General features: G+C 61.5%; 22 protein-coding genes and 1 pseudogene. 13 read left to right on the top strand and 10 right to left on the bottom strand.

What is annotated here, in order from left to right; genetic code table 11:
* The 6 genes from HBO05_RS19720 to aspA form a co-directional block, all read right to left on the bottom strand.
* On the bottom strand, positions 1-540 hold the full coding sequence (locus tag HBO05_RS19720; RefSeq protein ID WP_029289969.1) for a cupin domain-containing protein: 540 nt from the start codon (positions 538-540) through the stop codon (positions 1-3).
* 13 nt (positions 541-553) lie between these two features.
* Complete coding sequence (locus tag HBO05_RS19715) at positions 554-1,318, bottom strand: SDR family oxidoreductase (protein WP_172313778.1); 765 nt, start codon at positions 1,316-1,318, stop codon at positions 554-556.
* Positions 1,318-2,091 (bottom strand): ABC transporter permease, encoded by a 774-nt coding sequence (locus tag HBO05_RS19710; protein WP_076963115.1) that lies wholly within the window; start codon positions 2,089-2,091, stop codon positions 1,318-1,320. The genes HBO05_RS19715 and HBO05_RS19710 overlap by 1 nt, the downstream gene beginning before the upstream one ends.
* 28 nt (positions 2,092-2,119) lie before the next feature.
* Positions 2,120-3,061: an ABC transporter substrate-binding protein gene (locus HBO05_RS19705; RefSeq protein ID WP_262381438.1), complete on the bottom strand. Its 942-nt coding sequence runs from the start codon at positions 3,059-3,061 to the stop codon at positions 2,120-2,122.
* Positions 3,062-3,151: 90 nt separating this feature from the next.
* On the bottom strand, positions 3,152-3,988 hold the full coding sequence (locus HBO05_RS19700) for an ABC transporter ATP-binding protein (protein WP_262381437.1): 837 nt from the start codon (positions 3,986-3,988) through the stop codon (positions 3,152-3,154).
* A gap of 521 nt (positions 3,989-4,509) precedes the next feature.
* Positions 4,510-5,934, bottom strand: coding sequence for an aspartate ammonia-lyase (gene aspA, locus HBO05_RS19695; RefSeq protein WP_038444539.1), 1,425 nt, complete (start codon positions 5,932-5,934; stop codon positions 4,510-4,512).
* A gap of 180 nt (positions 5,935-6,114) precedes the next feature.
* On the opposite strand from aspA, the gene HBO05_RS19690 reads away from it, so the two are divergent.
* From HBO05_RS19690 to HBO05_RS19670, 5 genes are all read left to right on the top strand, one after another.
* Entirely contained in the window at positions 6,115-7,038 is a 924-nt protein-coding gene (locus HBO05_RS19690; RefSeq protein ID WP_170057522.1) for a LysR substrate-binding domain-containing protein, read from the top strand.
* 313 nt (positions 7,039-7,351) lie between these two features.
* Positions 7,352-7,843, top strand: a complete 492-nt coding sequence (gene purE, locus HBO05_RS19685) for a 5-(carboxyamino)imidazole ribonucleotide mutase (protein ID WP_057440545.1) — start codon at positions 7,352-7,354, stop codon at positions 7,841-7,843.
* Between the two features lie 12 nt (positions 7,844-7,855).
* On the top strand, positions 7,856-8,941 hold the full coding sequence (locus HBO05_RS19680) for a 5-(carboxyamino)imidazole ribonucleotide synthase (protein ID WP_092232200.1): 1,086 nt from the start codon (positions 7,856-7,858) through the stop codon (positions 8,939-8,941).
* A 100-nt stretch (positions 8,942-9,041) separates the two neighbouring features.
* Entirely contained in the window at positions 9,042-9,287 is a 246-nt protein-coding gene (locus tag HBO05_RS19675) for a GlsB/YeaQ/YmgE family stress response membrane protein (RefSeq protein WP_029289950.1), read from the top strand.
* A gap of 78 nt (positions 9,288-9,365) precedes the next feature.
* The gene (locus tag HBO05_RS19670; RefSeq protein ID WP_169955434.1) at positions 9,366-9,902 is read left to right on the top strand and encodes a DUF3299 domain-containing protein; all 537 of its coding nucleotides are present in this window, start codon (positions 9,366-9,368) and stop codon (positions 9,900-9,902) included.
* A 126-nt stretch (positions 9,903-10,028) separates the two neighbouring features.
* On the opposite strand, the gene HBO05_RS19665 is transcribed toward HBO05_RS19670, so the two are convergent.
* Positions 10,029-10,916: a D-hexose-6-phosphate mutarotase gene (locus HBO05_RS19665; RefSeq protein WP_172313773.1), complete on the bottom strand. Its 888-nt coding sequence runs from the start codon at positions 10,914-10,916 to the stop codon at positions 10,029-10,031.
* Between the two features lie 57 nt (positions 10,917-10,973).
* Positions 10,974-11,378 carry an acyl-CoA thioesterase gene (locus HBO05_RS19660; protein WP_003176975.1) on the bottom strand — a complete coding sequence of 135 codons (405 nt, stop codon included), beginning with the start codon at positions 11,376-11,378 and terminating at the stop codon, positions 10,974-10,976.
* A gap of 562 nt (positions 11,379-11,940) precedes the next feature.
* On the opposite strand from HBO05_RS19660, the gene HBO05_RS19655 reads away from it, so the two are divergent.
* The 8 genes from HBO05_RS19655 to HBO05_RS19620 all read left to right on the top strand — a co-directional run bounded on the left by HBO05_RS19655 (position 11,941) and on the right by HBO05_RS19620 (position 22,454).
* A complete protein-coding gene (locus tag HBO05_RS19655; RefSeq protein ID WP_170042267.1) occupies positions 11,941-13,221 on the top strand; it encodes an MFS transporter in 1,281 nt (426 codons plus the stop codon).
* 292 nt (positions 13,222-13,513) lie between these two features.
* Entirely contained in the window at positions 13,514-14,500 is a 987-nt protein-coding gene (locus HBO05_RS19650; RefSeq protein WP_169955432.1) for a phosphate ABC transporter substrate-binding protein PstS, read from the top strand.
* A gap of 487 nt (positions 14,501-14,987) precedes the next feature.
* Positions 14,988-17,021, top strand: a complete 2,034-nt coding sequence (locus HBO05_RS19645; protein WP_172313897.1) for an ABC transporter permease subunit — start codon at positions 14,988-14,990, stop codon at positions 17,019-17,021.
* Between the two features lie 15 nt (positions 17,022-17,036).
* Positions 17,037-18,707, top strand: a complete 1,671-nt coding sequence (gene pstA, locus HBO05_RS19640) for a phosphate ABC transporter permease PstA (protein WP_169955431.1) — start codon at positions 17,037-17,039, stop codon at positions 18,705-18,707.
* A 164-nt stretch (positions 18,708-18,871) separates the two neighbouring features.
* Positions 18,872-19,705 (top strand): phosphate ABC transporter ATP-binding protein PstB, encoded by an 834-nt coding sequence (gene pstB / locus HBO05_RS19635; protein ID WP_029289934.1) that lies wholly within the window; start codon positions 18,872-18,874, stop codon positions 19,703-19,705.
* Between the two features lie 70 nt (positions 19,706-19,775).
* Positions 19,776-20,537 (top strand): phosphate signaling complex protein PhoU, encoded by a 762-nt coding sequence (phoU, locus tag HBO05_RS19630; protein ID WP_057961181.1) that lies wholly within the window; start codon positions 19,776-19,778, stop codon positions 20,535-20,537.
* A 168-nt stretch (positions 20,538-20,705) separates the two neighbouring features.
* Positions 20,706-21,605, top strand: a complete 900-nt coding sequence (locus tag HBO05_RS19625) for a response regulator (RefSeq protein WP_169955430.1) — start codon at positions 20,706-20,708, stop codon at positions 21,603-21,605.
* A 168-nt stretch (positions 21,606-21,773) separates the two neighbouring features.
* Positions 21,774-22,454, top strand: coding sequence for a M23 family metallopeptidase (locus HBO05_RS19620; RefSeq protein WP_172313771.1), 681 nt, complete (start codon positions 21,774-21,776; stop codon positions 22,452-22,454).
* Between the two features lie 6 nt (positions 22,455-22,460).
* Here the strand turns inward: HBO05_RS19620 and HBO05_RS29350 are convergent.
* A pseudogene (locus HBO05_RS29350) lies at positions 22,461-22,547 on the bottom strand (outer membrane lipoprotein carrier protein LolA); the annotation flags it as partial.
* A 24-nt stretch (positions 22,548-22,571) separates the two neighbouring features.
* Positions 22,572-23,912 (bottom strand): hemolysin family protein, encoded by a 1,341-nt coding sequence (locus HBO05_RS19615; protein WP_029289929.1) that lies wholly within the window; start codon positions 23,910-23,912, stop codon positions 22,572-22,574.
* Positions 23,913-23,975 lie beyond the last annotated feature (63 nt).

Here is a 23,975-nt window from a genome sequence, read left to right as displayed (position 1 = left end):
TTACCCGCGCTTGATCGAGGCCAGAGGGTGCTCTGGCGGATAGGTCGGGGTGATCGGCTTTTTCGCGCCGAGCATCACGCACATCAGCGCGTCTTCGTCGCCGATATTGATCTCTTCGCGGTACACGCCCGGCGGCACGGAAATCACGTCGCGGTCGGTGAGGATGGTTTCGAAACGCTCGCCGTCCTTTTCCAGTACCACCTTGAGTTTGCCGCGCAGCACGAAAAACACTTCTTCGACGTCAATGTGCAGGTGCGGCGGGCCTTCGTGGCCGGCCGGGATGACCATGGTGGAAAAGGTGAAGTGCTCCGACGGGATGGTGTTCATGTCGGTGCTGATGCCGGTACCGCCAGTGCCGATGTAGCGCATTTGCGCACGGCGGAACTTGGGGTCGTAGTCGGCCTGGAACTTCAGGGCATCCCAGTCGTACTTGCGCGTCTCGTAGCGGGCGATGCGCGTGCTCATCCAGCTTTCCAGGCTGGCGCCGGCAGGGCGGTCCCAGCTTTTCGGGGTGTCGTTTTGGGCAGATAGATCAGTCATGACAGTCTCCAGATCAAGGCATGACGAACCCGCCGTTGACCGGCAGGGTTTGTCCAGTGATAAAGCGGGCAAGGTCGGACAGCGCGAACAGCACGGCGCCGCTGACGTCTTCGGGCAATTGCGGGCGTTGCAGGGCCCGTTGGTCGTTGTACAAACGGTGGCGCGCCTCGGGCACGTAGGCGGTGGCTTCCACCAGCACCAGGCCGGGGGCGATGGCGTTGACGGTGATGTTGTCGCTGCCCAGCTCACGGGCCAGGCTGCGGGTCATGGCGATGATCGCGCCCTTGCTGGCGACGTAGGCCAACAGGTTCGGTGCACCCCACAGCGGGGTGTCCGAGGCCAGGTTGACGATGGCGCCCTGGCCGCTGGCGCGCAGGGCCGGCAGGCAGGCGGTGGTCATCAGCCAGGTGCCGCGCACGTTGACCTGCATCACCTGGTCCCAGGTGTCGATGCTCAGCTCTTCGCAGCCCTTGCCCCCGGAGTTGGTGATCGAGACGTTGTTCACCAGGCCGTCGAGGCCGCCCAGCAGGCTGATCGTCGCGTCGACACAGGCCTGGATCGAGGTGGGTTGCGCCAGGTCGACAGCCACGGCCTGCACGTCCAGGCCCAGCGCCCGTAATTCACCGGCGGCCTGCTGTACACGCTCGTGCAGCACATCGGCAATCACCACCCGGGCGCCGGCCTGGCCGATGGCCTGGGCAAAGGCATAGCCCAGGCCCCGGGCGCCACCGGTGACCAGCACGCGGCGGCCTGCAAGCAAAAGGTCATGGCGGCTCATCATTGGGTGCTCAACATGGCTTTGGGCATGTAGTGCAGGACGCGTTTTTCCGCCCACACCACTGCGCCGTAGGCGATCACCCCAATCAGGGTCAGCGCGACAATGGCGACGAACACCCCGGCGGTGTTGCCCTGGCCCTCGGCGTCTACCAGCAAGAAGCCCAGGCCCTGGTTGCCACCGACCAGCTCACCGACGGTGACGCCGATCACGGCCAGGGTCGAGGCAATGCGCAGGCCGGAAAACAGTGCGGCCATGGCCGACGGGAACTCCACCAGGCGGAAGATCTGCCAGCGGCTGGCATTCATGGTGCGTACCAGGTTGATCATGTCCGGGTCGACGGTGCGGATTGCCGAGAGCACGTTGATCATCACCGGGAAAAACACGATCAGGATCGCGATCAGAATCTTCGGGTAGATGGTGTAGCCCAGCCACATCACGAACAGCGGCGCGAAGGCGACTTTCGGGGCGATCTGCAAGGCCAGGATGTACGGCGACAACATGGCTTCGGCCGCCGGCGACAGGCCCAGCGAGACACCGATCATCACTCCCAGCAGGGCGCCGAGGGCGAAGCCGACGACGATCTCCAGGGCGGTGATCAGGGTGTGTTGCAGCAGGCCGCCGGTTTGCCACATCACCAGGCCTTCCTGGGCCACGCGGCTGAGTTTGGGCATGACGAACTCGGGCATGCCGAGCAGGCCGGGGCCCCATTGCCAAAGCACCAGGAACAGGATCAGCAGCGCGACGCTACCGAGCACGGAGTTGTTGTTTTTCATCGTGTACGTACCTCAATGTCCCGGTGGTTCACTGTGCGGCGACCGGGCTGTCGACGAATTGGTTGGTGAAGAGGTCTTCAAGCGGAGTCGCCTGAGTGACGATGCCCTCGCTGACATAGAACTGCAGGACCTTGTCCAGGTGCTGCGGATCGATGTGCCCGAGCACGGCCTGCTTGGCGTAGACGTGTTCGACGTAGAGCTTGAAGATTTTCTCCAGCGAGTCTTCCTTGCCGGCGTAGGCCGGTACCGCCTTGGCGAAGGTCGCGGCGGCGGCGCGCGGGTCCTGGATGATGTCGCGCATGCCTTGCAGGGTGCCCTGGACCACGCCGCGCACAATCTGGGGCTGGTTCTTGATCGCGTCGTCGGAGGCGAGAATCGCCTGGGCCATGCTCTCGAAAATCTGGTCCTGGGGGATCAGCTTGATCTGCACCCCGGCTTCCTCGGCATTGATCACCCAGTCCGGCACGCCCGCCATGGCCTGGGCCTTGTTGGCGGAGAACAATTGCCAGACCCCGGCGGGGCCGGCGGCCTGGATGTTCACGTCGTTTTTGCCCAGCCCGGCTTTGCGCAGCGAGGCGAGCAGGGCGTAGTAAGTGGTGTCGGAGTACGACATCACCGTCATGGTCTTGCCCTTGAGGTCGCTGACGCTGTTGATGTTGTCCTTGGCGTTGGTGGCGATCATCGTCACCCCGCCGTCGCCCAGCACCGCCACGGCGCGCACCGGGATGCCATTGGCCCGCACCACGATCGGCGTGTCACCGATGGCTCCGCCGATCAGCGCATTACCGGCGCCGATCTGCTTGGCCACGTCCACGCCACCTTTGGCGGCGATAAAGGTCAGGTCCAGGTCCTGGGTCGTGTAGTAGCCCTTTTCCTTGGCGATGATCCACGGAGCGAACGCGGGCGAGTTGGGCGGCGCCGGCAGCAGGTAGGTGACCTTGGTCGGCTGCGCCTGGGCGGCACAGGCCATGCCGAGGCCCAGGCTGAGGGCGCAAAGACGTTGAAACAGAGACTTGAGCATGGGGACTCCTGAATCGGTTGGGGGCCGCAAGGGCGGTGATCAGTGCAGTTCGGTGTCGGCGCCGACCTGGAGCAACTCCATCAGGCGGCCGACCAGCGGGCCGATTTCCGGCAGCTTGCGGCGCTCCAGGGGGTTGTCGCGAAACGGCAGGTCGATACTGATTTCCTCGATGATCGTGCCGGGGCGGGCGCTCATGACCAGCAAGCGGTCGGACATGGCGATGCCTTCGATCAGGTCATGGGTGATGAACAGCGCGGTCTTCTTCTCGTCGAACAGCATCCGCGCCATGTCCTGTTGCAGGATCATCTTGGTCTGGGCATCGAGGGCCGAGAACGGCTCGTCGAGGAACAGCACCTGCGGGTCGATGGCCAGGGTGCGGGCCAGGGCGGCGCGCTGGCGCATGCCACCGGATAGCTGGAACGGGTAGTGATCGGCGTAGCCATTGAGGTGGCAGCGCTCGAGCAGGTCGAGGGCGACTTTCTGCCGGGTGGTGGCGGGTACGCCCTGGATCTCCAGGCCCAGCTCGACGTTGCGGCGGATGCTGCGCCAGGGCATCAGCAGGTCCTTTTGCAACATGAACGCAACCTGCGGCACCGGCCCGGTGACCGGCTCGCCACCAACGAACACTTCACCTTCGCTGGGGCGGTACAGGCCCGAGCCCATGTTCAGGATGGTGCTCTTGCCGCAACCGGAAGGGCCGATGATCGACACCACTTCACCCCGGCGAATCTTGAAGTTCACCTCGCGAATGGCGAAGGGCGCGTCTGCTTTACCCTTGGCCGGGAAACATTTACCGACATTGCGAAATTCAATTTCAGTCGGCTCCAGCTCTTCCCTGAGAGCTTGGTTATTCCATTGGGGCGTCACGGCGTACATCTCTTTCACAGCCATCAGGTAGGTACTCTGGTCTGTTTTATAGGTGATACGCCGTTTAGTGCATGAACAATGCCAGGGGGTTATTTCCTACAAACTATTAGTAAATATCCTTTGATATTAGTGATTTAGGTTCTAATAGTTGGAAGTTGGTTGTTTCATATATGAAACGTTGGTTCTTATATGGCACGAAATTGCACACTGCTTGAGCGTGTAATGGGAAGTTGCAAGAAGTCGGTGCTTTATTGGGTAACGCGGGGAAGTTGCGAAAGGCGTTATTTGTTTTATATGTAAAACGCATTCGAGGGACTGGTTGCGTTTATGTAGGAGCCGGCTTGTCGGCGATGGCGTCCTTGAAATGTTGTACCTGCCTTGAGGACCTCATCGCCGGCAAGCCGGCTCCTACAAAGGTTGGGGGTTGGCAAATTGCGGGCAAAAAAAAGGGCCTGAAGAGCAAGTCTTCAAGCCCTCAAAAGGGTGAGAGGTGTCTAGTCCCTCAACCTGGTGAGCGGTGCTACATGCGTTCAGGCCTTCAAAGGCACCAGACGCGGGGCAATCATGTTTTCCGGGCGCAGGATGTCGTCGAGCATGGCGTCGTCGAGCAAGCCTTCTTCGCGCACCAGTTCCAGCACGCCGCGGCCGCTTTCGAGGGCAATGCGGGCGATGCGGGTGGCGTTTTCATAGCCGATGTACGGGTTCAGCGCGGTGACCAGGCCGATGGAGTGCTCCACCAGTTCGCGGCAGCGTGCTTCGTTGGCGGTGATGCCGACGATGCAGTGCTCGCGCAGCATGTCCATGGCGCGTTGCAGCAGGCGGATCGAGTCGAAGATCTTGAAGGCGATCAGCGGCTCCATCACGTTCAGTTGCAGTTGGCCGCCTTCGGCCGCCATGGTCAGGGCCAGGTCGTTACCGATGACCTGGAAGGCCACCTGGTTCACGGCTTCCGGGATGACCGGGTTGACCTTGCCGGGCATGATCGAGCTGCCTGGCTGACGCGCTGGCAGGTTGATTTCGTTGATCCCGGTACGTGGGCCGCTGGACAGCAGGCGCAGGTCGTTGCAGATCTTCGACAGCTTCACCGCCGTACGCTTGAGCATGCCGGAGAACAGCACGAACGCGCCCATGTCGGAGGTGGCTTCGATCAAGTCGGCCGCCGGTACCAGCGGCTGGCCGCTGATGGTGGCCAGGCGCTGTACAGCCAGGGCCTGGTAGCGCGGGTCGGCGTTGATGCCGGTACCGATGGCGGTGCCGCCCAGGTTGACTTCGGTCAGCAGCTCCGGCGCCAGGGTCTTGAGGCGTGCCAGGTCTTCACCCAGGGTCGTGGCGAAGGCACGGAATTCCTGGCCGAGGGTCATCGGCACGGCATCTTGCAGCTGGGTACGGCCCATTTTCAGGACGTGGCCGAACTCGACACCCTTGGCGGCGAACGCCTGGATCAGGCTGTCGAGGCTGGCCAGCAGCGCGTCATGGCCCAACAGCAGACCCAGGCGGATCGCGGTCGGATAGGCGTCGTTGGTCGACTGCGCCATGTTCACGTCGTTGTTGGGGTGCAGGTATTGGTACTCGCCCTTGTTGTGGCCCATGGCCTCCAACGCGATGTTGGCGATGACTTCGTTGGCATTCATGTTGGTTGAAGTGCCAGCGCCGCCTTGAATCATGTCCACCACGAACTCTTCGTGGAAGTCGCCGCGGATCAGGCGGGCGCAGGCTTCGCTGATGGCAGCGTGCTTGGCTTCGCTGAGCTGGCCCAACTCGCGGTTGGCATCAGCGGCGGCTTGCTTGACCATTGCCAGACCGACCACCAATTTCGGGTAATGCGAAATCGGAACGCCGGAGAGACGGAAGTTATTCACGGCTCGCAGGGTCTGGATGCCGTAATACGCTTGGGCAGGTACTTCGAGTACGCCAAGCAGGTCTTTTTCTGTGCGGAATGATGCAGCGGAGGACATGACGGAAATCATCTCGATATGGACCCGGGCTAGGCCGGAACGCTGTGAATGCTAGGCTTGTGGGAGTTTTTGGGCCAATGCTATTAAGCGCTGGCCTATGCACAAACGGCATAATGTTGATGTGACCCGGTTAACATGGCGGGCGTGTGTGCCAAAATGGTGCATGCCCTGGAGAATCAGATGAACCTTGAAAGCAAATGGCTGGAAGACTTTAGCGCCCTGGCGGCCACGCGCAGCTTCTCCCAGGCGGCGGAGCGGCGCTTTGTCACCCAGCCGGCCTTCAGTCGACGCATCCGCAGCCTTGAGGCGGCCCTGGGGCTGACGCTGGTCAACCGTTCGCGCACGCCCGTCGAATTGACGGCGGCGGGGCAGTTGTTCCTGGTAACGGCGCGCACGGTGGTCGAGCAACTGGGCGAAGTGCTACGCCATTTGCATCACCTTGAAGGCGGCCAGGGCGAAGTCATGCAAGTCGCGGCGGCGCACTCCCTGGCGCTGGGCTTTTTCCCACGCTGGATCGCGCAATTGCGCAACGAAGGGCTGAACATCGCCACGCGGCTGGTCGCGACCAACGTCGGCGACGCGGTGCATGCCCTGCGCGAAGGTGGCTGCGACCTGATGCTGGCGTTCTACGACCCGGATGCGGCAATGCAGATGGACCCGGATATTTTCCCGTCGCTGCACCTGGGCAACACCGAAATGCTTCCGGTGTGCGCCGCCGATGCCGATGGCAAGCCGCTGTTTGACCTGGAAGGCGAGGGCAGCGTGCCATTGCTGGCCTACAGCGCTGGGGCATTCCTCGGGCGTTCGGTGAACCTGCTGCTGCGCCAGCGCGCCCTGCGCTTTACCACGGTGTATGAAACCGCCATGGCCGACAGCCTTAAAAGCATGGCGCTGGAAGGGCTGGGGATTGCCTGGGTACCACAGTTGAGCGTACGCGCCGAGCTGGCCCGGGGTGAACTGGTAGTGTGCGGCGGGTCGCAGTGGCATGTGCCGCTGGAGATCCGCCTGTATCGCTGCGCGTTGGTGCGCAAGGCGAACGTGCGGTTGTTGTGGCGCAAGTTGGAAGGTGGGGCAACGCAGAATCCGCCGGCCGAACGCGGTTAACTATAGGAGCTGGCTTGCCAGCGATAGCAGTGTGCCAGTCGAATATTTGGTGCTGATTGACCGCAATCGCCGGCAAGCCGGCTCCTACAGGTTTTGGGTGTTTTGGCTGACTCTGAAGTCAATAAAACCGCAGGTTTGACCGGTAAGACAGATGGTCATTCCAGGGGCTGTTTATCTGCATTATTACGGTATACTGCGCGGCCTTCGGCCGGTCCAACCGGCCTTAATTCGTACAACAAGCCACGCCGGATTTCCCGCGTGGCTTGTTGTTTTTTGACGCGCCTGCGGGCGCCCAGAGAGAAGAGGCACGACGATGAGTGCATTGGTTGGCGTGATCATGGGCTCCAAGTCCGATTGGTCCACCCTTAGCCACACCGCCGATATGCTGGAAAAACTCGGCATTCCGTTTGAAGTGAAGGTGGTTTCCGCCCACCGCACACCGGACTTGCTGTTCCAGTATGCCGATGAAGCAGAATCCCGTGGCATCGAGGTGATTATCGCCGGTGCCGGTGGCGCAGCCCACCTGCCGGGCATGTGTGCGGCCAAGACCCACTTGCCGGTACTCGGTGTGCCGGTGCAGTCGTCGATGCTCTCGGGCGTGGATTCGCTGCTGTCCATCGTGCAGATGCCCGCCGGCATTCCGGTGGCCACCCTGGCGATCGGCAAGGCTGGCGCGATCAACGCGGCATTGCTGTCGGCCAGTATCCTGGGCGCCAAGCATCCACAGTTCCACGCGGCCCTGAAGAAATTCCGCGCCGAACAGACTGACAGCGTCCTGGACAATCCAGACCCACGCATCGCCTGAGGTTGTTGATTGATGAAAATCGGTGTAATCGGTGGCGGCCAACTGGGTCGCATGCTGGCCCTGGCGGGTACGCCGCTGGGGATGAACTTCGCGTTTCTTGATCCGGCGCCGGACGCCTGTGCGGCGGCCCTGGGCGAACACCTGCGGGCGGACTACAGCGACCCGGACCACTTGCGCCAACTGGCCGATGAAGTCGACCTGGTGACCTTCGAGTTCGAAAGTGTGCCGGCCGAAACCGTGGCGTTCCTGTCGCAATTCGTGCCGGTGTACCCGAGCGCCGAAGCCCTGCGCATCGCCCGTGACCGCTGGTTCGAAAAGAGCATGTTCAAGGACCTGGGCATTCCGACCCCGGCCTTCGCCGACATCCAGTCCCAGGCGGACCTGGACGCTGCCGTCGCCAGCATCGGCCTGCCGGCTGTGCTGAAAACCCGCACCCTGGGTTATGACGGCAAGGGCCAGAAAGTCCTGCGTACCGAAGCCGATGTGGTCGGCACCTTCGCCGAGCTGGGCAGCGTTGCTTGCCTGCTGGAAGGCTTCGTGCCGTTCACCGGCGAAGTCTCGCTGGTGGCCGTGCGCGCCCGTGATGGCGAAACGCGCTTCTACCCGTTGGTGCACAACACCCACGACAGCGGCATCCTCAAGCTGTCCGTGGCCAGCACCGACCACCCGTTGCAGGCCCTGGCCGAAGACTATTCCAGCCGCGTGCTCAAGCAACTGGATTATGTCGGCGTGATGGCCTTCGAATTCTTTGAAGTGGACGGTGGCCTCAAGGCCAACGAAATCGCCCCGCGTGTACACAACTCCGGGCACTGGACCACCGAAGGCGCCGAGTGCAGCCAGTTCGAAAACCACCTGCGGGCGGTTGCGGGCCTGCCACTGGGTTCCACGGCCAAGGTGGGCGAGAGCGCGATGCTCAACTTCATTGGTGTGGTGCCGCCGGTAGAGCAGGTCATTGCGATTGATGACTGCCACCTGCATCACTACGGCAAGGCCTTCAAGGTCGGGCGCAAGGTCGGCCACGCCAACCTGCGTTGCAAGGACCGCGCGACACTCGACGCGCAGATCGCCAAGGTCCAGGCACTGATCGCCGCGCAATAACCCACGGGCTGGCGGGAACCATTGGTGACCGCCATCCTCTGATTGCAGGATGCCAAAGTCTGACTAGGCTTCAGCTAACTTTCATTCAGAGGGAAATGCCATGGGTATCATTGGGACCATCTTTATCGGTTTGATCGTCGGCCTGCTGGCGCGTTTCCTGAAACCAGGCGACGACAGCATGGGCTGGATCATGACCATCCTGCTGGGTATCGCCGGCTCCCTGGCGGCGACCTATGGCGGCCAGGCGCTGGGTATCTACCAGGCAGGCCAGGGCGCAGGCTTCATTGGCGCGCTGGTCGGTGCCATCGTGTTGCTGGTGATCTACGGTCTGCTGAAAAAGAAATGATTTAGCGACAAGCCCTCTGCGCTGCGCAGGCGCAGAGGGCTAGAATGCCGGCACTGTGTTCATTTGCCGAGCCCCTTCATGCGCCGCCTCCTGTTGACTGTCCTTTTGCTGGGTTCAAGCCTGGCACACGCCGCCCAATTGCCGGAAACCGACTGGCTGGAACTGATGCCTGAGTCAGACCAGAAAGCCCTGGAGCAAATGCCGGATATCGACCACAACTCCCCGGAAGCCCTGGGCACCTTTACCGAAAAGGGTGGCTTGAAGCAGAGCAAAGGTTTGCCGGCGGTGATGTACTCGACCAAGACCGTGGCCGCCCTGAACGGTAAGCATATCCGCCTGGGGGGCTACCCGGTGCCATTGGAAACCGATGCCAAGGGCCGCAGCACCTTGTTCTTCCTGGTGCCTTACCCGGGCGCGTGCATCCACGTGCCGCCGCCGCCGCCAAATCAGTTGGTGTTGGTGCGCTATCCCAAGGGCTTGAAGCTGGATGACATCTACACGCCGCTTTGGGTGACCGGCACCTTGAAGGTAGAGACGGTCAACAACGACCTGGCGGATGCGGCGTATGCGCTGGATGCGGGAGTGGTGAGGGTGGTGCAGGAAGCGGATCTATAACCAGCGCCACAAAACCCCCGGCTTGTGTGGGAGCGGGCTTGCCCGCGATAGCGGTGTATCAGTCGCCGAATGTATCGGCTTAAACACCGCTATCGCGGGCAAGCCCGCTCCTACATTTTGGTCAGGTTACAGGGGCACACTGGCGATGCTCACACCCATGGTGTGACTAGCGCCCGGTGCCAGTGCCACCACATCGTCCAGCACATTCGCCGTCTCGATGCACAGCATGCCCTGCCAGCCATCGTCGGCCATGTCATCGAAGGCCTTGGCGCGTTCAGTCCAGGGGTTCCAGATCACCGTCGATTTTGATCCTTCGCTGGTGAGCTGGATACGGCGCTGCCAGTCTTTATCAACGATGTTCAATTGTACCGGGGTGTCGAGGTAGATGCGGTCGGTCTCGGCAGTAAAGTGCAGGAGGCCGGATTGCTTTTTGGTCACCCAGCCGTCGGCGGTATCGATATAGTCCAATCCGTCCAGGCCTTCAACCTGCACCTTGCGCACGTCGCTGACCGCGAAGTAGCTGTGCAGCGCCTGGCTGATGGTTACGGTGTCGGTGCTGCGGTTGTGGCTGGTCAGGCGGATATGCAGTTGATCGTCGAGCAGGATGCTCATTTTCAGATCGACCTGATGGGGCCAGCCAGGGAAGCCGCCAGCAGGTGCCGGCAGGACCAGCTCAACCCGGTTGTCTTCGACGCCGGCCAGGGTCCAGATGGCTGTGCGCGCGAAACCATGGGCGCCGGCCGGCTGATCACTCTGGCGCATCGCCTTGACGCTTTGCGGGTTGCGCTCGAACACACCAAACCACGGCCAGCACACCGGCACACCCGTACGGATACCTTTGCCAGCCTTGAACACCGCCTTGTCGTTAGGCCAGATCACCGGTTTTGCGCCAGCGGGCTGGTAACTGAACACGTGCGCACCCTGTTGGGCCACCAGCACTTCGGCGCCGTTGTGGCGGATGCGCCAGCAGTCCAGCTCATCCATTTTCACGGCTTCAACGTGGGGCGTAGGCATACAAGGCTCTCTTAGTGACAGGCAATGGGGCAATGGACCGTCAAACCGCCGCGAGGTTTAACGCGCTCGCGACGGAACCGACCGGGTGCGCCCGCTGCCATCGATGGCGACGAACACAAACACCGCCTCGGTGACTTTGCGCCATTCGCTGGACAGCGGGTCATCGCTCCACACTTCGACCATCATCTGGATCGAGCTGCGGCCGATTTCCAGGGCCTGGGTGTAGAAGGACAACTGCGCGCCCACCGCCACCGGAACCAGGAAGGCCATGCGGTCGATGGCTACGGTAGCCACGCGGCCGCCGGCGACCTTGCTGGCCATTGCCGTGCCGGCCAGGTCCATCTGCGCTACCAGCCAGCCGCCGAAAATATCGCCGAAACCGTTGGTTTCACGAGGCAGTGCGGTGATTTGCAGGGCGAGATCGCCTTGCGGGATAGGATCTTCTTGTTCGAGTTCGATCATGCCGGGGGTGCCTCTGACCCGTGACTCTTGGACTATGTAATCGGTGAATAGCCGTCTTGGAAAAACGATTCAGCCCCGAACATACTACGTTCGTCACGTTTTTCGAAAGGCGCCTTGAGGGAAACTCTGCGAAATCGGCTGGCCGGTGCCAACGACGTTTTCGCGCAACTTCCACTGATATGCCGGTGCAAGGCGGGCAGTATATCGGTCGCTAGCCTGCGCGACGACCATTGGGGCCGGATTTTGTACATCTATCTGCGTGGCTTTGAAAGTGTCGGGCAAATGGCCAAAACAGTCATGCAACTTGAGGGGTTTGACCATTGTTTCTTTTAAACCCGGCACCCCAGTATTTGCTGGCGTTTTTGGTCCCCGACAATAATTCGAAGAAGGAAGAGGCGGGCCTTGCAAGGTGGTGACTTTGCGAGTCGGCGCTAACCGCTGTGCAGGTGTTTAGACTGTGCTTTTCCAGGCAATTTGTTATCTTGCCGGACCTGCCAGGCCAAACCAGCACTGTTGCGGATTCCTGATCTGACCTAATAAGAGAAGCCTTGCCATGACCACAGTGCCTTCAAGCATTGCGCCGCCCGCACGACCGCTGAACCGCAACGACTACAAAACCCTGTCGCTGTCGGCCCTGGGCGGCGCGCTGGAGTTCTACGACTTCATCATCTTCGTGTTCTTCGCCACGGTGGTCGGGAAGCTGTTTTTCCCCGCCGACATGCCCGAATGGCTGCGCCTGATGCAGACCTTCGGCATCTTCGCCGCCGGCTACCTGGCGCGGCCGCTGGGCGGGATCATCATGGCGCACTTCGGCGACCTGCTGGGGCGCAAGAAGATGTTCACCTTGAGCATCTTCATGATGGCCGTGCCGACCCTGATCATGGGTCTGTTGCCGACCTACGCGCAGATCGGCCTGTGGGCTCCGATCCTGTTGCTGCTGATGCGCGTGATCCAGGGCGCGGCGATTGGTGGCGAAGTGCCGGGGGCGTGGGTTTTTGTTTCTGAGCATGTCCCACCACGCCATATCGGCTACGCCTGCGGCACCCTGACCAGCGGCCTGACCGCCGGGATCCTCCTGGGTTCGCTGGTGGCCACCGCCATCAACACCCTGTACACCCCGGAGCAGGTGTCGGACTACGCCTGGCGGATCCCGTTCCTGTTGGGCGGTGTATTCGGCCTGTTTTCGGTGTACCTGCGCCGCTGGCTGCACGAAACGCCGATCTTCGCCGAAATGCAGCAGCGCAAGACCCTGGCCGCCGAGCTGCCCTTGCGTGCGGTCCTGCGTGACCACCGTGGCGCCATCGTGCTGTCGATGCTGCTGACCTGGCTGCTGTCGGCCGGTATCGTCGTCGTGATCCTGATGACCCCGACCGTGCTGCAGACCATCTACCACTTCAGCCCGACAGTCTCGTTGCAGGCCAACAGCCTGGCGATCGTCACCCTGAGCCTGGGCTGCATCCTCTCCGGCGCGCTGGCTGACCGCTTTGGCGCCGGTCGCGTGCTGATCGCCGGTTGCGCATTGCTGCTCGCGACCTCGTGGACGCTGTATCACAGCCTGCTGGACCACCCGAACTGGCTGTTCCCGCTGTACACCCTCACCGGCCTGTTCGTCGGCGTGGTCGGCGTGGTGCCCTACGTGATGGTCAAGGCCTTCCCGCCGGTGGTGCGCTTCAGCGGCCTGTCGTTTTCCTACAACGTTGCCTACGCGGTGTTCGGTGGTCTGACGCCGTTGGTGGTGTCGCTGCTGATGAAAGAAAGCCCAATGGGCCCGGCGTACTACGTTGCCGTGATCTGCACGATGGGGATGCTGGTGGGTGCCTACCTGTGGAAACGCGGGCGCTGAACCTGGCAAGTCCCCTGTAGGAACCGGCTTACCGGCGATAGCGTCCCTTGATCAGTGCACAATTCAAGGGCCCATTGCCGGCAAGCCGGCTCCTGCAACGTTTACAGAGTGTTTCTAAAATTACCGCAATCCCTTGCCTCGCCCCCGCGTTTACTCAGCGTCCCCCCCCGCATCCGCTTTCCTAGCCAATACTGGCCTTTCATCTAATTGTCATATTCCAGACATAGAGTGTTCACACGGCCTACCGATACTTGGCCCCGATCCAACTATCCCTATCTGCTAGGAGTAAGGCATGAAACTGAAGCGTTTGATGGCGGCAATGACTTTTGTCGCTGCTGGCGTTGCGACTGCCCACGCGGTGGCCGCTGGTGTTGACCCGGCAATTCCGGCCTATACCAAGACCACTGGTGTATCGGGCAACTTGTCCAGCGTCGGTTCCGATACCCTGGCCAACCTGATGACCCTGTGGGCCGAGAACTACAAAAAAGAATACCCGAACGTAAACATCCAGATTCAAGCCGCCGGCTCTTCCACCGCGCCGCCTGCACTCACCGAAGGCACCGCCAACCTGGGCCCGATGAGCCGCAAGATGAAGGACAACGAACTGCAGGCTTTCGAGAACAAATACGGCTACAAGCCGACGGCTATCCCGGTGGCCGTGGACGCCCTGGCTGTATTCGTACACAAGGACAACCCGATCAAGCACCTGACCATGGCTCAGGTCGATGCCGTGTTCTCGTCGACTCGCCTGTGCGGCGCCAAGGCTGACGCCAAGACCTGGGGTGACCTGGGTGTGACCGGTGACCTGGCCAACAAGCCAGTGCAACTGTTCGGTCGTAACTCGGTATCCGGCACCTACGGCTACTTCAAGGAAGAAGCGCTGTGCAAAGGTGACTTCAAGCCAAACGTCAACGAACAACCAGGCTCGGCTTCGGTCGTGCAGTCCATCAGCTCCTCGCTGAACGGCATCGGTTACTCGGGCATCGGCTACAAGACTGCCAGCGTGAAAACCGTGGCCCTGGCCAAGAAAGAAGGCGGCGAGTTCGTCGAAGACACCGAAGAAAACGCCCTGAACGGCAAGTACCCGCTGTCGCGTTTCCTCTACGTGTACATCAACAAGGCTCCGAACAAGCCTCTGGCCCCGCTGGAAGCCGAGTTCGTGAAACTGGTTCTGTCCAAACAGGGCCAGGAAGTTGTAGTCAAGGATGGCTACATCCCACTGCCAGCCAAAGTTGCCGCCAAGGCACTGGCTGACCTGGGTCTGAAAGAAGGCAAATAAGCCTGCACTACCTGGTGTAGATGCATGCTCTTGTGTGGGAGCGGGCTTGCCCGCGATGCAGGCGACGCGGTTTAAAATTGAAATCGTGTTGATGCCATCGCGGGCCAGCCCGCTCCCATGACAAGCCGGTCTACACCCCTAATTTTTCGGTCCGCTGCCAGCCCTGCTACGCGGCGGATTTTTTGCGTCACTGCATTGTCATCTTTCTGTCATACAGGATCGCTAGGGTGTGCGCATGAATGATCTGGCCAATTCCACCATGACGACGACTTCTCCTCCCAAGCGCATTGATTTCAATACGCCTGAGCTGCAACGCAAGCGCCGCATCCGCGCGCTCAAGGACCGCCTGACCCGTTGGTACGTACTGGTCGGCGGCCTTGCCGTCCTCGGCGCTATCACGCTGATTTTCTTCTTCCTGGCCTACGTGGTCGCGCCGCTGTTCCAGGGTGCCAGCCTGACCAAGGACGAGGCCCTGAGCCCGGCCTGGATGCAGGATGCCGGCAAGCCGTTGCTGATCTCGCTGGAAGAGCAGAACCAGGTCGCCATGCGGGTTTCCGACAAGGGCCAGGCGTTGTTCTTCAGCGTTGATTCCGGTGCTGAACTCAAGCGTGTCGACCTGGCCCTGCCGGCCGGCGCCAGCGTGGTGTCCATCGGTGAAGACCAGCCCGGCAGCCCGCTGGTAATCCTTGGCTTGTCCAATGGCCAGTCCCTGGTGTTCCGTCACTCTTATAAAGTGTCGTACCCGGACGGCAAGAAGACCATTTCGCCCGAAATCGAATACCCCTACGGCGACACGCCAATAGTGCTCGACGAAGCCGGTCGGCCGCTGGAACATGTCGCCCTCAACGCCACTGACAGCTCGCTGATCGTTGCCGGTTCCGCCGGTTCGCACCTGAACGTGCTGTCGGTGAGCCGCGAAGAAAACATGATGACCGGCGAAGTGGTCAGCGAGCAGAAGCGCATCGACCTACCGCAAATGACCGAGCCTGTTAAAGCGATCTTTGTCGATCCGCGCCAGCAATGGCTGTATGTGATCAACGGTCGCGCCCTGGCCGATGTGTTCAGCCTGCGGGACAACAGCCTCAACGGTCGATACAAATTATTGGAAGATGGCAACGCCGAAATCACCGCCAGCACCCAACTGGTGGGCGGTATCTCGCTGATCGTCGGCGACTCCAAGGGTGGCCTGGCCCAGTGGTTCATGGCCCGTGACCCGGATGGCGAGCAACACCTCAAGCAGATCCGTACTTTCCAGATGGGCACCACGCCTATCGTTGAAATCACCGCTGAAGAGCGTCGCAAAGGCTTCACCGCCCTGGATGCCTCCGGCAAGTTCGGGGTGTTCCACAGTACCGCGCACCGCACTTTGCTGGTGGACCCGGTGGTCGAAGGCCAGGGCATCTTTGGCATGTCGCCACGGGCCAACCGCGTGATCGTCGAAGCCGGCGGCAAGCTGCAGCCGTTGACCCTCGACAACCCGCACCCGGAAGTGTCCTGGAGCGCGTTGTGGAGCAAGGTCTGGTACGAAAACTACGACGAGCCTAAATACGTCTGGCAATCGACCGCCGCCAACAGCGACTTCGAACCGAAGATGAGCCTGGCGCCACTGACCTTCGGTACGCTCAAGGCCGCGTTCTACGCCATGCTGCTGGCTGCACCCCTGGCCATCGCCGCGGCGATCTACACCGCTTACTTCATGGCTCCGAGCCTGCGGCGCAAGGTCAAGCCGGTGATCGAGCTGATGGAAGCGATGCCGACGGTGATCCTCGGCTTCTTCGCCGGCCTGTTCCTGGCGCCGTATGTCGAAGGGCACCTTCCGGGGATTTTCAGCCTGCTGATGTTGTTGCCAATTGGCATCCTCGTCGCCGGCTTTGTTTTCAGCCGCCTGCCTGAGTCGATCCGCCTGCGGGTTCCCGATGGCTGGGAAAGCGCGATCCTGATCCCGGTGATCCTGTTTGTGGGCTGGCTCTCGCTGTACATGAGCCCGTACCTGGAAACCTGGTTCTTCGGTGGCGACATGCGCATGTGGATCTCCCACGACCTGGGCATCACCTACGACCAGCGCAACGCCCTGGTAGTCGGCCTGGCCATGGGTTTTGCGGTGATCCCGAACATCTACTCCATCGCCGAAGACGCCGTGTTCAGCGTGCCGCGTGGCCTGACCCTGGGCTCCCTGGCGCTGGGCGCTACGCCTTGGCAGACCATGACCCGTGTGGTGTTGCTGACCGCAAGCCCGGGGATTTTCTCGGCGCTGATGATCGGCATGGGCCGTGCAGTGGGCGAAACCATGATCGTGCTGATGGCCACGGGTAACACCCCGGTCATGGAAATGAACCTGTTCGAAGGCCTGCGAACGCTCGCCGCCAACGTCGCGGTGGAAATGCCCGAGTCGGAAGTGGGCGGCAGTCACTACCGCGTGCTGTTCCTCTCGGCGCTGGTGCTGCTGCTGTTTACCTTCGTCATGAACACCCTCGCCGAGCTGATCCGTCAGCGTCTGCGCAAGAAATACTCGTCGCTTTAAGAAAGGTAGAAGTCTGTGAAACAGAACTCCCTGAATGGATGGTTCAAGAGCGGCGCCCCTGGCGTCTGGATCAGCGGTGGCGCGGTGGCCATCGCGGTCATCATGACCATTGGTTTGCTGGCTGTGATCGCCGTACGCGGCTTGGGTCACTTCTGGCCGGCCGACCTGATCCAGGCCAACTACAACGTGCCGGGCCAGGCCAACCACATCGTCATCGGCGAAGTGGTACAGAAAGAACAAGTGCCGCGCGAGCGCCTGAAAAGCGCTGGTCTGCCGGTGCCGGACGAAGGTCCGGAGTTCATGACCCGCGAGCTGATCAAGGTCGGCAACCGGGACTTGAACGGCAATGACTTCACCTGGATCGTCGGCGAGTGGCTGACCAACCAGACCACGCCTGTCGAGTTGATGGCCATCGAGCGTCGTGAGTGGGGCAACTTCTACGGCACCCTGGTCAACGTCAAGCAGGATGGCAAAGTCATCGCCGAAGGCGAGGCGGCGTGGCCTGAGCTGCAGGCGCGGGTTGAGCGGGTGAACAGGTTGGCCGCCGATCTCAAGACCCTTGAGAAGAGCGACATTGGTGCGATCAACGCCGGCCTGGAGCGAATCCGCCTGCACGGTCGCAAACTGGAACTCAGCGGCAAGCTCGACGCTGCCGCCCAGGCTGACATGGATGCCGACCGCGCCGAGCTGAATGCGCGTTACCAGGCCGTCGAGGCGCGCCTGACCGACCTGCACGCCCAGTTCAACCGCGACAGCCTCACGGCCCGTGACGCCAACGGCAAAGAGCTGGAAATCAACATCGGCCATGTGGTGCATGCCTACCAGCCGAACGCCATGGGTACCCTGACCAAGATGGGTTTCTATGTCAGCAAGGTCTGGGAATTCCTCAGCGATGACCCGCGGGAAGCCAACACCGAAGGCGGGATCTTCCCGGCGATCTTCGGCACCGTGATGATGACCCTGATCATGGCGATGATCGTGACTCCGTTCGGCGTGCTGGCGGCGGTCTACCTGCGTGAATACGCCAAGCAGAACACCTTGACCCGCATTATCCGTATCGCGGTGAACAACCTGGCGGGCGTCCCGGCGATTGTCTACGGCGTATTCGGCCTGGGCTTCTTTGTGTACGTGCTGGGTGGTTCGGTGGACCGCCTGTTCTTCCCCGAAGCCCTGCCGGCGCCGACCTTCGGTACGCCGGGCCTGTTGTGGGCCTCGTTGACCCTGGCGCTGCTGGCGGTGCCGGTGGTGATCGTGGCCACCGAAGAAGGCCTGGCGCGAATCCCACGCACGGTGCGTGAAGGTTCCCTGGCACTGGGTGCGACCAAGGCCGAAACCCTGTGGAAAATTGTCCTGCCCATGGCCAGCCCGGCGATGATGACCGGCATGATCCTCGCGGTGGCCCGCGCTGCGGGTGAAGTAGCACCGCTGATGCTGGTGGGTGTGGTCAAGCTGGCGCCATCGCTGCCGCTGGACGGCAACTACCCGTACCTGCACCTGGACCAGAAGATCATGCACCTGGGCTTCCATATCTACGACGTCGGCTTCCAGAGCCCCAACGTCGAGGCCGCACGTCCGCTGGTGTACGCCACCGCGTTCCTGCTGGTGCTGGTGATCGCCACGCTGAACCTGTCGGCGGTATGGATTCGTAACCACCTGCGCGAAAAGTACAAGGCACTGGATAGCTGACACGGTCCAATGTGGGAGCTGGCTTGCCTGCGATGCAGACGACGCGGTGTATCAGTAAGACCGCAGTGATGCCATCGCAGGCAAGCCAGCTCCCACAGACACAGAATTTGAGTAAGCCGCTCCGGCGGTTCAACGAAACGAATTGGTAGCACAGGGAGCATCCCATGCAACATGAAACCCATTCCCACGGCATCAACATGTCAGCCCTGGGTCGCGACAAGCAGAGCCTGAGCCTGGCCGAAGAAACCGTGGCCATCGAAGTCCCGGGCCTGAGCCTGTACTACGGTGAGAAGCAGGCCCTGTTCGACGTCAGCATGAACATCCCCAAGCAGCGCGTGACCGCCTTTATCGGCCCGTCGGGCTGCGGCAAGTCCACGCTGTTGCGCACCTTCAACCGCATGAACGACCTGGTGGACGGTTGCCGTGTGGAAGGCGCGATCAACCTCTACGGCAGCAACATCTACCGCAAGGGCGAAGACGTGGCCGAGCTGCGTCGCCGGGTGGGCATGGTGTTCCAGAAGCCTAACCCGTTCCCCAAGACCATCTACGAAAACGTGGTCTATGGCCTGCGGATCCAGGGCATCAACAAGAAGCGCATCCTTGACGAAGCGGTGGAATGGGCCCTCAAGGGCGCGGCGCTGTGGGACGAGGTCAAGGACCGCCTGCACGAATCGGCCCTCGGCCTGTCCGGCGGCCAGCAGCAGCGTCTGGTGATTGCCCGGACCATCGCCGTGGAGCCGGAAGTGCTGCTGCTCGACGAACCGTGCTCGGCACTCGACCCGATCTCGACGCTGAAAGTCGAAGAGCTGATCTACGAGCTCAAGTCCAAGTTCACCATCGTCATCGTGACCCACAACATGCAACAGGCGGCGCGGGTTTCCGACTACACCGCGTTCATGTACATGGGCAAACTGGTGGAGTTCGGCGATACCGACACCCTGTTCACCAATCCGGCGAAGAAGCAGACCGAAGACTACATCACCGGTCGCTACGGCTAGGAAGCTGTGGTTTTTATTGCACTGACGCTGCGGTTCTCCGCACCTTACCGGACGCTCCAAGGACGCCAACATGATTAGCAAAGAAGGCCTTACCCACCACATCTCCGCGCAGTTCAACGCCGAGCTTGAGGAAGTGCGCAGCCACCTCCTGGCCATGGGCGGGCTGGTGGAGAAGCAAGTCAACGACGCGGTGACCGCGCTGATCGAGGCCGACTCGGGCCTGGCCCAGCAAGTGCGCGAGATCGACGACCAGATCAACCAGATGGAGCGCAACATCGACGAGGAATGCCTGCGCATCCTCGCTCGTCGCCAGCCGGCGGCCTCCGACCTGCGGTTGATCATCAGCATTTCCAAGTCGGTGATCGATCTGGAGCGCATCGGCGATGAAGCCACCAAGATCGCCCGTCGCGCCATCCAGTTGTGCGAAGAAGGCGAAGCGCCGCGCGGTTACGTCGAAGTGCGTCACATCGGCGACCAGGTGCGCAACATGGTGCGTGATGCGCTGGATGCGTTTGCCCGCTTTGACGCCGACCTGGCGTTGTCGGTGGCCCAGTACGACAAGATCATCGACCGCGAGTACAAGACCGCCCTGCGTGAGCTGGCGACCTACATGATGGAAGATCCGCGCTCCATCTCGCGGGTATTGAGCATCATCTGGGTGCTGCGCTCCCTGGAGCGGATCGGCGACCACGCGCGCAATATCTCGGAATTGGTCATTTACCTGGTGCGCGGCACCGACGTGCGGCATATGGGCCTCAAGCGCATGAAAGCCGAAGTTGAAGGCACGGCCGATCAAATCCCTAATGTTCCGGCCGAATCTGACGATAAGTAAGATTGCCCGAGAAATAAACGCCCGGCCTCTGGTCGGGCGTTTGCGTTTGTGGCGTATGAGTTTTGCGCTGCGGGCAGCCATAAAGTCCCGGCGTGACTGACGAGTTTTTGGCAAAATGCCATCAGTTAAGCGTTTTGCTTGCCGGGGTTTTGAGAGGATGAAGGGTCGATGAGTAAAGTCAGTGTATTGGTGGTGGATGACGCCTCGTTTATTCGCGACCTGGTGAAGAAGTGCCTGCGTAACTACTTCCCCGGTATCAAGATTGAAGATGCGGTGAACGGCAAAAAGGCCCAGGCCATCCTGATGCGCGAAACCTTCGACATGGTGCTGTGCGACTGGGAAATGCCGGAAATGTCTGGCCTGGAACTGTTGACCTGGTGCCGTGAGCAGCCACAGCTCAAGTCCATGCCGTTTGTCATGGTCACCAGCCGTGGCGACAAGGAAAACGTGGTCCAGGCCATCCAGGCCGGCGTCTCCGGCTATGTCAGCAAGCCGTTCACCAACGAACAGTTGCTGAACAAGGTCAAGCAGGCCCTGAATAAGATCGGTCGCCTCGACGCCTTGCTGGCCAGTGCGCCGACCAAGATGAACTCGGCTTTCGGCAACGACTCCCTCAGTGCCCTGACCGGTGGCAAGCCCGAAGCGGTCAAGCCCGCCCCGGTGGCCGCGCCGAGCAAAGGCCTGCTCAACAGCCCGCCCGTTCAGTCCACCGCCGCCCCCTCGGCCGCCAGCGGTCGCGGCCAGGGCCAATTGCGCCTGTCCAGTGGCACCCAGCAATGTGTGATCAAGGGCCTGAGCATCAAGGAGGCGCTGCTGGTGGTGCGCCGTGGCGACGTCCTGCCGCAAGTGCTGGAAAGTGCTGTGCTTGACCTTGAACAAGGCGAGAACGCCGAAACCGCCCGCCTCAACGGCTACCTGCACGCCATCGTCGCCTACGAACCACGCCCCGACAGCGACTGGCTGCAACTGACCTTCCGCTTTATCGACCAGGACGCGCAGAAGCTCGACTACATCTCCCGGCTGATTGCCCGGGGCACCGCGCAGAAGCATTTTGTGCCGGGTGCCTGAACCAAACCCCTGATCCCTGTAGATGCTGGCTTGCCAGCGATGGCGTGGCGCGGTGACAGATAAACCGCTATCGCCGGCAAGCCGGCTCCTACAGGGGCGTCGGTCCACACAACAGTGTCATGAACCCTTGCTAGCCTGCCGTTCAGTCATACCCGGCAGGTTTATCCGATGCTTGTGCGTTTTATGTTGTTTTGTGGCCTGTGCGCGGTCGCTTCATCGACCCTGGCCACGACCCTCTATCGTTCCACCGATGCCCGTGGCGTGGTGTTTTTCAGCGAGCAGAAGACCCCCGGCGCCCAGGCGTTTGTGTTCCAGGAACGGCGGGTGGTGCCGGTGAAGCGCCAGGTGCTTGATCCCCAGCCGCGGCGTAACTTGCGGCCGGCGCAGTTCCAGCGCTACCCCTTGCCCTGGCGTGGCGGGCCTTTCCGCCTGACCCAGGGGCCTGGCGGCACATTCAGTCATTCTGACGTCAAGAGTCGCTACGCCATGGATATCGCCATGCCCGAGGGCACGCCGATCATCGCTGCGCGGGCCGGCTTGGTGGTGAAGACCGAGAACAACCAATCCGGGCGCGGCAGTGACCCGTCGGGCAACTTCGTGCGGGTGTTGCACGATGACGGCACCCAGGGTGTTTATCTGCACCTCAAGCGAGGGTCGGTCAGCGTCAGGGATGGGCAGCACGTGGGGGTGGGCAGCCCGCTGGGGCAGTCGGGCAATACCGGTAACAGCAGCGGGCCACACCTGCATTTTGTGGTGCAGCGCGATACGGGGGCGGGGTGGGTGTCGATTCCGTATGAGTTCACGCAGCCGGTACAGGCCCTGCCCAACTTTGCGTCGGGCACGCGGTAAGGCTTTTGTAGGAGCGAGCTTGCTCGCGAAAAACCTGAGGGCGCTGCCGGGTGTCAGGATCCCAGCGTTATCGTTAACGTCCTTCGCGAGCAAGCTCGCTCCTACAGGGGGTGTGCCCTAGTCGAGCATCAGGACCTTGGCCAGCACGATTTTCGGGCCTTTCATCTTCTTGATGATGATCCGCAGGCCTTCCACTTCCAGCACTTCTTCCTCTTCCGGCACCCGGTTGAGGGTGTCGTAGATCAAGCCAGCGAGGGTTTCGGCCTCGATGTGGTCCAGGTCGATGCCCAGCAGGCGCTCGATCTTGAACAGCGGCGTGTCACCACGCACCAGCAGTTTGCCCGGCTGGTAGGCGAGGATGCCGCGCTCGGCCTTGCGGTGTTCGTCCTGGATATCGCCCACCAGCACTTCCAGCACGTCTTCCATGGTCAGGTAGCCGATGATGTTGCCGTCGGCTTCCTCTACCAGGGCAAAGTGCGCGCCGCCCTTGCGGAACTGTTCGAGCAATTGCGACAGCGGCATGTGCCGCGACACGCGCTCCAGCGGGCGGGTCAGCTCGGCCAGGTTGAACGACTCGGGAATATGATCCAGGGCCGCCAGTTCCAGCAGCAGATCCTTGATGTGCAGCAGGCCGACAAATTCACCACGCACCGGGTCGTACACCGGGTAGCGACTGAATTTGTGGCGGCGGAACAGCGCGAGGATTTCTTTGAGCGGCGCGTTGAAGTCCAGGGTCACCAGGTCTTCCCGCGAGTTGGCCCAGTCCACTACTTCCAGCTCGCCCATTTCCACGGCCGAGGCCAGCACGCGCATGCCTTGGTCGCTTGGGTCCTGGCCACGGCTGGAGTGCAGGATCAGCTTGAGTTCTTCGCGGCTGTAATGGTGCTCGTGATGGGGGCCGGGCTCGCCCTGGCCGGCGATGCGCAGGATCGCGTTGGCGCTGGCGTTGAGCAGGTAGATTGCCGGGTACATCGCCCAGTAGAACAGGTACAACGGCACCGCCGTCCACAGCGACAGCAGCTCGGGCTTGCGAATGGCCCAGGACTTGGGCGCCAGCTCACCGACCACGATGTGCAGGTAGGAAATCACGAAGAAGGCGGCGAAGAACGACACGCCCTTGATGACTTCAGGCGACTCGACGCCCATGGCCCCCAGCAACGGCTCCAGGATGTGCGCAAAAGCCGGCTCACCGACCCAGCCCAAGCCCAGGGAGGCGAGGGTGATACCCAACTGACAGGCCGACAGATACGCGTCGAGCTGGCTGTGTACGGTGCGCAGGATCTGCCCGCGCCAGCCGTTGGTGTGGGCGATGGCCTCGACCCGGGTGGAGCGCAGTTTGACCATGGCAAATTCCGCCGCAACGAAGAAACCGTTGAGCAGTACCAGGATCAGTGCAAAAAGAATCATGCCGAAATCGGCGAAGAGTGTCGCGAGGGTGATACCAGGGGAAGGGTCCATGATGGGGTTTTGCGGGTTCCGTGTATTCAAAAAGGGGTGATGGCTGTGCCTCAAGGGCGGGCA

The sequence above is a fragment of the Pseudomonas sp. WS 5079 genome (assembly GCF_012985465.1).
Lineage (GTDB): Bacteria > Pseudomonadota > Gammaproteobacteria > Pseudomonadales > Pseudomonadaceae > Aquipseudomonas.
The sequence above is the reverse complement of the archived record's forward strand: the minus strand, read 5'-3'. Positions and strand labels throughout refer to the sequence as shown.